Below are 10442 nucleotides of genomic sequence, written 5' to 3' on the forward strand. Positions count from 1 at the left end.
ACTGCAAGTCTCCCAGAGAATTTCTGCTTGCTGGCTAACTTGAACTTGAAATTTAGCACAAATATTTTTTAAAGACTTTTCTACATAATTTTTAGTAAAAGAACCTCAAGCATCAAAGGCTTGAGGTTCCCTTATTTTAATCCGTTAGTTCCACACAGAAAGCATCCCATGGAGCCAAGACCTGTTTTTCAACTGCTTCTTTAGCAGTAGTGTTTTCAATCAAGATCGACTTAACTCTTCCTTCTACTGCAAAGTTTTGTTTTTCATTGGACAAGTTAGCCACAACTAAGAAACGACGGTTCCCGTCCTTACGGATATAAGCAAAAATCTTATCAGCCGTATCAAGTAATTCAAAGTCAGCTCGAATCAGCCAGCTATTTTCCTTACGGATTTGAACCAGCTTCTGATAAGTATAGAAAATAGAATCTGGATTTGCCAGTGCTTCTTGAACATTGATAGCTTGATAGTTTGGATTAACTGCCAACCAAGGTTGGCCTGTTGAGAAGCCAGCGTTTTTGCTCTCGTCCCATTGCATCGGAGTACGTGCATTATCACGACCGATGACACGGATGCTGTCCATAATCTCCTCTAGCGGAACGCCTTTTTCAAGAGCCTCACGCGCATAATTGAGGGATTCAATATCTTCCACTTGGTCCAGTGTTTCAAAAGGATAATTGGTCATCCCAATCTCCTCACCTTGGTAGATATAAGGAGTCCCTCTCATGAGATGAAGCAAGATTGCAAAGGCTTTGGCAGATTTTTCACGGTATTCTTGGTCATTTCCCCAAATAGAGACGATTCGAGGGAGGTCATGGTTATTCCAGAAAAGAGAATTCCATCCATCTTCAACTCCCAACTCTGTCTGCCATTTATTGAAAATTTCTTTTAATCTTCCTACATTTAGCTCTTTTTGGTAATGCCACTTAGGTTGCCCTTCTTGATACTGAAGTCCGATGTGTTCAAACTGGAAGACCATAGACAACTCTTGTCCCTTTGGATCCGAGTAGAGCTTAGCAATCTCTGGCGTTGCTCCCCAGGTCTCTCCTACTGTCAAGAGATCTTTGTCGCCAAAGGTCGCCTGATTCATTTCCTTGAGATAGGGATGGAGCATAGGACCATTATTGACTACCTTCTCGTCAGGAATTTTCCCAATCATATCAATGACATCCATACGGAAACCGCCAATGCCCTTATCAATCCAGAAGTTCATCATCTCGTAAATTTTCTGGCGCAGTTTTTCATTCTCCCAGTTAAGATCGGGCTGTTTCTTACTGAAAAAATGAAGATAATACTGATCCGACTTTTCATCGTATTCCCACGCCGAACCGCTAAAGGTGGAGACAAGGTCATTAGGCTCATCACGCCAGATATAGTAGTCTCGCTCGGGGCTGTCAGGATTTTCACATGCCTCGACAAACCAGGCGTGTTCATCCGAGGTATGATTGACCACCAAGTCCATGATGATACGAATATCACGTTTCTTAGCTTCTTCAATGAGTTGGTCCATATCCTCCATGGTCCCGAAAATAGCTGCAATCGCTTGATAATCAGCAATATCATAGCCATTATCATCCATCGGACTATCATAAACAGGAGAAAGCCAAATCGCTGTGACTCCTAACTTTGCTAGATAGTCTAATTTACTGGTAATTCCTGGCAAATCGCCAATCCCATCTCCATTGCTATCCATAAAACTCTTGGGATAGACTTGATAGACTACGGCATTGTGCCACCATTTTTCTTGCATCTTCTTACCTCATTATTTTAATAATCTATAGTCTATGATAGCGCTTTTTAAAATTCTGTGCAAGCGTTTGCTTAATCTTTTTAATTTCTTTTTTAGCTCCGTAGTTTCCTAACTTCCACTTTTTTATTATAATAGAGTACAGAGGTAAAAAAATGAAACAAGAAGCATTTAGTTCTGAACAATATTTGAATCTACAACGCGACCATATCTTGGAGCGCATCAACCAGTTTGATGGTAAGCTCTACTTGGAGTTCGGGGGCAAGATGTTGGAAGATTTCCATGCTGCTCGTGTCCTTCCAGGATATGAACCAGACAACAAAATCAAGCTCTTGCAGGAATTAAAAGAGCAAGTTGAGGTTGTGATTGCCATTAACGCAAGTAACATCGAGCATTCTAAAGCACGTGGCGACCTAGGCATTTCTTATGACCAAGAAGTTCTTCGTTTGATTGATAAATTCAACGAATTGGGGATTTTTGTCGGCTCCGTTGTCATCACACAGTACGCTGGCCAACCCGCTGCAGATGCCTTCCGCAACCAGTTAGATAAAAACGGGATTGATTCTTATCTTCATTATCCAATCAAAGGATATCCGACGGATATGGATCACATCATTTCTCCAGAAGGTATGGGAAAAAACGACTACATCAAAACCAGTCGCAACTTGATTGTCGTAACCGCTCCGGGACCTGGTTCTGGAAAATTGGCCACTTGTATGTCCAATATGTACCACGACCAAATCAATGGTATCAAGTCTGGTTACGCTAAGTTTGAAACCTTCCCAGTCTGGAACCTGCCCCTTCATCATCCAGTCAACTTGGCCTACGAGGCTGCCACAGCAGACCTTGACGATGTCAACATGATTGACCCTTTCCATCTCCAAACCTACGGAGAAACCACTGTCAATTACAACCGTGATATTGAAATTTTCCCAGTGCTCAAGCGCATGTTGGAACGCATTCTCGGTGAATCTCCATACGCTTCACCGACAGACATGGGTGTCAACATGGTTGGTTTTGCTATTACTGATAATGAAGCTGCTATCGAAGCTTCAAAACAAGAAATCATCCGTCGCTACTATCAAACTGTTCTTGATTTTAAAGCTGAAAAAGCCGGAGAAACTGCTGTCAAGAAGATTGAACTTCTCATGAACGACCTCGGCATCACACCTGCAGACCGTAAGGTTGCTGTTGCTGCACGCCAAAAAGCAGAAGAAACTGGTGGGCCTGCCCTAGCCCTTGAATTGCCAAATGGGGAAATCGTAACTGGTAAAAACTCAGAGCTCTTTGGTCCTACAGCTGCTGCCTTGATCAATGCTATCAAAAAATCAGCTGACATCGCTAAGGAAGTGAAACTCATCGAGCCTGAAGTCGTCAAACCAATTCAAGGTCTTAAAATCAATCACCTAGGCAGCCGCAACCCGCGTCTTCATTCTAATGAAATTCTAATTGCCCTAGCAATTACTGCAACAGAAAATCCAGACGCTGCACGCGCGATGAAGGAACTCGGGAATCTCAAAGGAAGTGAAGCACATTCGACCATTATCCTAACTGACGAGGACAAAAATGTCCTTCGAAAACTAGGAATCAACGTGACCTTTGACCCATACTACCAATACGATCGCTTGTATCGGAAGTAAAAACTCAAACCTCTCCTTTCTCGGAGAGGTTTTCTCTCTATCTCAAGAGCCAGCTTTATGATATAATGAAAAAAGAAAACTGAAAGGAACTACCATGTCAAAAGAAGTTATTGTTGAAAGTTTTGAACTTGACCACACTATTGTTAAAGCACCTTATGTTCGCTTGATTGGGGAAGAAACTGGGCCTAAAGGGGACATCATCTCCAACTTTGATATTCGTTTGGTGCAGCCAAACGAAGACTCTATCCCTACCGCTGGCCTTCACACCATTGAGCACCTCTTAGCCAAACTCATCCGTACCCGCATTGACGGCATGATTGACTGTTCGCCGTTTGGTTGCCGTACAGGCTTCCACATGATTATGTGGGGACGCCATACCAGCGCTGAAATCGCGGTCGTTATCAAGGATTCGCTCAAGGAAATCGCTGAAACCACTACTTGGGAAGATGTTCCTGGAACAACCATCGAATCTTGCGGAAACTACAAGGACCACAGCCTCTTTTCAGCTAAAGAATGGGCTAAGCTGATTCTTGAACAAGGAATCTCAGATGATGCCTTTGAACGTCATGTTATCTAAACACAAAAAGGAACCTGCTTTTAGCTAGTTCCTTTTTTTATTCTCAAAATCTTGAGTTAGGCTTTTTCACGAATGACCAAAACGCCATCTTCCATATCTGCTTCCAGATGTTTGGCATCTAGATGATCCAAGTGGAAATCTGTTACCTTATCACGAATTTGTTGTTCAACCACGCGACGGAGAGGACGAACACCCATAACTTCGTCATAACCTTCTTCTGTGATAAAGTCCTTAGCTGCTTGGCTAACTTCAAGGTCGATTCCTTTCTTAGCCAAGGTTTGGTTGACTTCCGCCAACATCAAGTCCACAATCTTAGAAAGGTCTTCCTTATTCAAGTGTGAGAACTCGATAACTGCATTAAAGCGGTTAAGGAACTCTGGGCGGAAGAAGGGTTTCAAACGATCCATCAATTCTGGTTTATCCGCATCTTCTGTCAAGTTAGCTTCATAGCCAAATCCAGCATTTGATGTTGCGATAATGACAGTATTCTTGAAGTTCACTGTATTTCCTTGACCATCAGTCAAACGACCATCATCCAAAACTTGGAGGAGAAGGGTAATTACTTGAGGATCAGCCTTTTCAATCTCGTCCAAGAGAATGATAGAGTAAGGATTACGACGAACACGTTCTGTCAAAGTATTGCTATTGTCATCATACCCCACATAACCTGCTGTTGTACCGATCAATTTAGATACGGCTGTGCGGTCACTGTATTCAGACATATCCAAGCGGATAATCGCATCCTTGGTTCCAAACATATCAAGCGCCAATTGTTTAGCAAGTTCTGTCTTACCAACCCCAGTTGGGCCTACAAAGAGGAAGCTACCGATTGGGCGATTGCCTTCATCAAAACCAGCACGGTTACGACGAATAGCACGAGCTACAGCTTCAACCGCCTTGTCTTGGCCGATAACCTTGTGTTCCAAACGATGAGCCATATCTTTCAAACGTTCGATGTCTGATGCTCCCATTTGTGACACTGGAATACCAGTCATACGTTCCACAGATTCAGCCACATCGTTGACACTTGCAGTCACCTTCATATCTTCTGTGTGGTTTTCGACTTTTTTCTCTAATTCTGCAATACGTGTTTTAGCATTAAGAGCTGCTTCAAAGTCTTCTGCCTCAACTGCTTTTTCTTGCTTGTCTTTTTCTGCCTCGATTTCCCGTTCAACAGCATGAACATCTGTTACAGGATGTTGAGCTGCCAAGTGAGCTGCCGTTACATCGACAAGGTCGATAGCCTTATCTGGCAAGCTACGTTGAGGAATGTATTGGATTGAATAATCCACTGCTGCTTTCAAGACTTCGTCTGGCAAGATGACATTGTGATGTTGTTGATAGAGGTCACGAATCCCTTGAAGGATTTTAAAGGTATCCTCTGCTGAAGGAGCATTGACCTTCACTTCGTTGAAACGACGAGCAAGAGCCGCATTCTTTAAGATAGTGTTACGATATTCGTCTTGAGTCGTTGCCCCGATAACTGTCAACTCACCTCGAGAGAGAGCTGGCTTGAGAATGTCCGCAAGCCCTTTAGAACCACTGTCTCCACCGATTGAGCCAGCGCCAAGGATTTGGTGAATTTCATCAAAGAAGAGGATAATATTCCCTGCTTCTTTCACTTCATTGACTAGGTTTTGAATATTTTCTTCAAAGCTACCACGGTATTGAGTACCAGCCTCAAGACCTGAGATATCAATAGAAATAATTTCCTTGTTCTTGATGGCAGCCGGAACATCTCCATTCACAATAGCTTGTGCTAGACCTTCGACAACGGCTGTCTTACCAACACCTGCATCTCCGACAAGTACAGGATTGTTCTTCGTACGACGTGAGAGGATTTCAGATGTTTCTTGAATTTCCTTGTTTCGTCCGATAACAGGATCCAACTTGCCCTCACGAGCTTCTGCTGTCAAGTTACGACCTAGTTTAGCAAGGACACCGTCTTGTTTCATACCTGAAGCGTGTTGTTGCATTCGCGCATCAGATTCTGCATTACCTGGCAATTGACCAGTTGCACGATAATGAGCAAATTCCTCAGGTGTCACTTCTCGTCCATTAATCAAGTAGCGACGATTTTCAGAACTATATCCTCGCATACCACCCATCAATTGGTTAAATAAATCATCCATGTTGTTAAAGTTATTAAAGTTGTTGTTCATATTCTTTACCTCGTTTATTGTTAATTATTCACGATCTCTGACATTGACTATCTTTGACCTTTGTTCTAAAAAGATAGACTAGCTAACTAGTCACTCTACGTATAATTTCTGGTTTTTCTTTCTTAAATAAGCCTTCTATCATCTTCTTTTCAAAATCTGTTAGATTTAACATAGGCCTCACCCCTTTCTAGGGCATCTATCGTACACTTTCAAGAAATAGAATCATTGAAAATGAAGTTTTCTAAGGAAGTCATTTTCCTTATGTTTCTACTATATCACATTAGTCAGTAAAAGTCAATAACTATTTGACCAAATTTGACTATTTTTTAAAAAGTTTTTAAAGCACAAGAAAACCAGTTAGATTAACTGGCTTTCTTTCTATTCTAATTGAATATTAGCTCAATGCATCATCCATTGAAAGAACTTCGTGGAAGACACGTTGTGTTAATTCAGTTTTTTGTTCTGGAGTGAGGTATTTAGTGTTTACACAGTATCCTGAGATACGAACGATAACATCTTCACCTGCCATGATTTTTTCGTAAACGTCGTTCAAGTCCATAACGTTCAAGTTAACGTGTTGTCCACCGTTTTCGAAGTAACCATCAAGGATTGTTACCAAGTTATCCACTTGTTCGTCACGAGTCTTACCAAGAGCACGTGGAGAAACTTGAGTTGTCAATGAGATACCGTCAGCTGCGTAACCAAAGTCAAGGCTAGCAAGTGAGTTCAAGTTTTGCAACCATCCACCTTTAGCTTTGTTAGATGGGTTAGCACCTGGTGAGAAGAATTCAAGTTTAGACAAGTTCACAGAACCATCTTCGTTGAGGTATACACCTTTGTGGACTGGTGAGTTACCGGTTTGTTTAGAGTAAGCAACGTTAGATGTGATTGTCAAAAGTGATACAGTAGCTTCTGCGTCTTTGTAAAGTTTGTGGCTACGTAGACGAGTTGTGTAAGCTTCGATCAACCACTCTGCCAATTCGTTTGAACGTGGGTCATCTTCACCCCAACGTGGGTATTCGCCGATTGTTTCGTAATCGTAGATGTAGCCATCTTCATCACGGATTGGTTTAACGGTAGCGTATTTAATCGCTGACAATGTATCAACAGTGTTAGCAAATCCACAGATACCGAATCCCATGTTGGCACGTTGTTTAGTTGGCAAGAAGGCCATTTGAACAGCTTCGTAGTTGTACTTGTCAGTCATGTAGTGGATGATGTTCAAAGCATCTACGTAAGTGTCAGTCAACCAGTCAAGAGATTTTTCAAAGTTCGCTTTAACTGATTCGAATTCAAGAACTTCGTCACGGATAGGATCGATGTCAAATACTTTGTAGTCTTTGTGAACATCGTCGTAACCACCGTTCAAACCAGTAAGAAGAGCTTTCAAAACGTTTACACGAGCACCGAAGTACTGGATGTTGTGGCGTTGATCTTCGTTTTCTGGGTCAAGTGGTGACACACAGCATGAGATACAGCTCATTTCTCCGTATCCATCTTTAGCCATTGTTGTTACACCTTCGTATTGGATAGAAGAGTGTTTGTGGCTCATGTGCATACAGTAGCGACGGAAGTTGTATGGCAATTTGTCAGTCCAAAGAACTGTCAAGTTTGGCTCTGGAGAGTTACCGATGTTGTCAAGAGTGTTCAAGAAACGGTAGTCCATCTTAGTAACACGGTGACGACCGTCGTTACCCATACCAGCCATAGAAGTTGTGATGAATGTTGGGTCACCTGAGTACAATTGGTCGTAAGCTTTTGTACGAGCAAATTTAACTGTACGAAGTTTCATAACGAAATCATCAACGAACTCTTGGATTTCTGATTCAGTAAATGTACCACGAGCAAGGTCACGTTCTGCAAAGATATCAAGTACGATTGGCACACGTCCTAGAGATGTAGCAGCACCGTTGATAACACGGCAGACAGCCATGAAGGCGATGTTAACCCATTGGATGGCTTCTTTCGTATTCATCGCTGGTTTGCGGACATCAACTCCGTAAAGGTCACCCAAGCGAACAACTTGTTGCAATGCTTGGTATTGAAGGTTTACTTCTTCACGAAGACGGATTGTTTCTTCATCAATTTCTTTAATTGCATTCCAGTCGTTTACTTTTTCTTGCATCAAGTAGTCTGCACCGTAAAGAGCAAGACGTGCGTAAACACCGATGATACGTCCACGTGAGTAGGCATCTGGAAGACCAGTTACAGTGTGGGCGTGACGCGCACGACGGATGTTTGAAGTATAAGCGCGGAAGATTCCGTCGTTAACTGTTGTTACGTATTTAGTAAAGATTTCGTGAACAGCTGGGTCTGGTTCGTATCCATTTTCTTTCAAAGTAGTTTCAGCCATACGGATACCACCTTTTGGCATGAAGTTCAATTTGAAGAGTTCATCGTTTTGGATACCGAAAATCAATTCGTTTTCTTTGTCGATAAACCCAGCAGGAATATCAGCAATAGATGTTGGACGAGTGTCCATTGGGAAACGAGTTTCTTCGTAGTGCGCTTTTGTTTCTTCTACTATTTTTTTGATGTGAAGTGAACGTTCTGTTGGTCCAGCAAGGAAACTTTCATCTCCATCGTAAGGTGTGTAGTTAGCTTGAACGAAGCGAGAAATACTTGCTTTTTCTTTCCAATCTACGCCTTTGAAGCCTTCCCAAGCTTTATCAAAAATATCTTGTGCTTCAACAACTGTCTTAACAACCATGTTAATGTCCTCATTTCTCTTTCTAGCAACAGTAATCTGTTACATTCATGTATCAAGTATAGCATACAGTAACCGATTTCAACAAGAAAAAACAGCATTTTAGACGCTTTCTTTTATAATACAGTATCTTTTTTGCCCTAATCTGTATTGTATTTTTGAAAGTCAGATTGAACTTTCCCATTTTTTCAGAAAAAAAGGTATAATAAAAAGAACCTAGACCAGAAAGGGAATGATATGCTCATATTTCCATTGATTAATGATTTATCCAGAAAAATCATCCACATTGATATGGATGCCTTTTTTGCTGCAGTGGAAATCAGAGATAATCCTAAATTAAAGGGTAAACCTGTCATCATTGGGAGCGACCCCAGACAAACAGGTGGTCGAGGTGTCGTTTCTACCTGTAGCTATGAGGCACGAGCTTTTGGTGTTCATTCAGCCATGAGCTCTAAAGAAGCTTATGAGCGCTGTCCCCAAGCTATCTTTATCTCAGGAAATTATGAAAAATACAAAACTGTGGGACTTGAGATTCGAGCTATTTTTAAACGCTACACTGATTTGATTGAACCTATGAGTATTGACGAGGCTTACTTAGATGTGACGGAAAATAAACTCGGTATCAAGTCTGCCGTCAAAATAGCCCGCCTCATCCAACAGGATATCTGGCAGGAGCTACACCTGACTGCTTCTGCAGGCGTCTCTTATAACAAATTCCTAGCTAAAATGGCTAGTGACTATCAAAAACCACATGGTTTAACAGTTATCCTCCCAGATCAGGCTCAAGACTTTCTCAAACAAATGGACATTGCTAAATTTCATGGCGTGGGCAAGAAAACAGTAGAAAGACTTCATGAAATGGACATTTATACTGGCGCAGACTTACTGAAGGTCTCTGAAGTCACTTTGATCGATCGGTTTGGCAGACTCGGTTTTGACCTTTATCGGAAGGCCAGAGGCATCCATAACTCACCGGTCAAGTCCAATCGCATTCGTAAGTCCATCGGCAAGGAAAAAACCTACGGAAAGATTCTTCAAGCTGAAGAAGATATCAAAAAAGAGCTGACTCTTCTCTCAGAAAAGGTAGCCCTCAATCTCAGCACGCAGGATAAAGCTGGAAAAATCATCATCCTAAAAATACGATATGCTGACTTCTCCACTCTGACTAGACGAAAAAGCCTCCCACAGGCAACACAGGACGCTGACCAGATTTCTCAAACTGCCCTTCAACTCTATGAAGGGTTAGCTGAAAAAGACAAAGGTATCCGTTTACTAGGAATTACGGTGACAGGATTTTAAATCCTCGAGGGGGGCATTGGTTTAAATCAAATGAGGTTGAAACAAAAGTGTTTCAGCCTCATTTTGTTTTAGAAATACTGCTTAGAGCGTGATAACTAATCACTAAAACAACTATCTTAAATTGCTGACCAACATTCAGTAGGCTGTACCAACCTTATTCACATTATAGACTCTAAAAAGGTCCTACTTTAAGAAAACTTCTTTCCTTATTTCCCTCCCTCTTTTCCTAGAAACAGTAATGTCTATAAGAAATAGTAAATTTCCAAACTTATACTTGAACTATGATATTGAGTATTAGAACCTGTATTCACAG

6 protein-coding genes are annotated in these 10442 nt (G+C 41.7%); 3 read left to right on the plus strand and 3 right to left on the minus strand.

What is annotated here, in order from left to right; genetic code table 11:
• Positions 1-136 precede the first annotated feature (136 nt).
• A complete protein-coding gene (locus SORDD16_RS01465) occupies positions 137-1747 on the minus strand; it encodes a glycoside hydrolase family 13 protein (RefSeq protein ID WP_061452081.1) in 1611 nt (536 codons plus the stop codon).
• Positions 1748-1899: 152 nt separating this feature from the next.
• On the opposite strand from SORDD16_RS01465, the gene SORDD16_RS01470 reads away from it, so the two are divergent.
• Entirely contained in the window at positions 1900-3384 is a 1485-nt protein-coding gene (locus tag SORDD16_RS01470) for a DUF1846 domain-containing protein (RefSeq protein WP_061452082.1), read from the plus strand.
• A gap of 94 nt (positions 3385-3478) precedes the next feature.
• Positions 3479-3961, plus strand: a complete 483-nt coding sequence (locus tag SORDD16_RS01475) for an S-ribosylhomocysteine lyase (RefSeq protein ID WP_061452083.1) — start codon at positions 3479-3481, stop codon at positions 3959-3961.
• Between the two features lie 56 nt (positions 3962-4017).
• Here the strand turns inward: SORDD16_RS01475 and SORDD16_RS01480 are convergent, their stop codons facing one another.
• Positions 4018-6123 carry an ATP-dependent Clp protease ATP-binding subunit gene (locus SORDD16_RS01480; protein WP_061452084.1) on the minus strand — a complete coding sequence of 702 codons (2106 nt, stop codon included), beginning with the start codon at positions 6121-6123 and terminating at the stop codon, positions 4018-4020.
• Between the two features lie 394 nt (positions 6124-6517).
• Positions 6518-8833, minus strand: coding sequence for a formate C-acetyltransferase (gene pflB, locus SORDD16_RS01485; RefSeq protein ID WP_061452085.1), 2316 nt, complete (start codon positions 8831-8833; stop codon positions 6518-6520).
• 234 nt (positions 8834-9067) lie between these two features.
• Between pflB and dinB the strand changes: the two genes are divergently transcribed.
• On the plus strand, positions 9068-10129 hold the full coding sequence (gene dinB / locus SORDD16_RS01490) for a DNA polymerase IV (protein ID WP_061452086.1): 1062 nt from the start codon (positions 9068-9070) through the stop codon (positions 10127-10129).
• The last annotated feature ends 313 nt before the right edge of the window (positions 10130-10442 follow it).

It is taken from the genome of Streptococcus oralis, from assembly GCF_001578945.1.
GTDB lineage: Bacteria > Bacillota > Bacilli > Lactobacillales > Streptococcaceae > Streptococcus > Streptococcus oralis_Q.

Coding starts and splice junctions, on each gene's coding strand:
- SORDD16_RS01465 (WP_061452081.1), bottom strand. CDS start 1,747: ATGCAAGAAAAATGGTGGCACAATGCCGTAGTCTATCAAGTCTATCCC.
- SORDD16_RS01470 (WP_061452082.1), top strand. CDS start 1,900: ATGAAACAAGAAGCATTTAGTTCTGAACAATATTTGAATCTACAACGC.
- SORDD16_RS01475 (WP_061452083.1), top strand. CDS start 3,479: ATGTCAAAAGAAGTTATTGTTGAAAGTTTTGAACTTGACCACACTATT.
- SORDD16_RS01480 (WP_061452084.1), bottom strand. CDS start 6,123: ATGAACAACAACTTTAATAACTTTAACAACATGGATGATTTATTTAAC.
- pflB (WP_061452085.1), bottom strand. CDS start 8,833: ATGGTTGTTAAGACAGTTGTTGAAGCACAAGATATTTTTGATAAAGCT.
- dinB (WP_061452086.1), top strand. CDS start 9,068: ATGCTCATATTTCCATTGATTAATGATTTATCCAGAAAAATCATCCAC.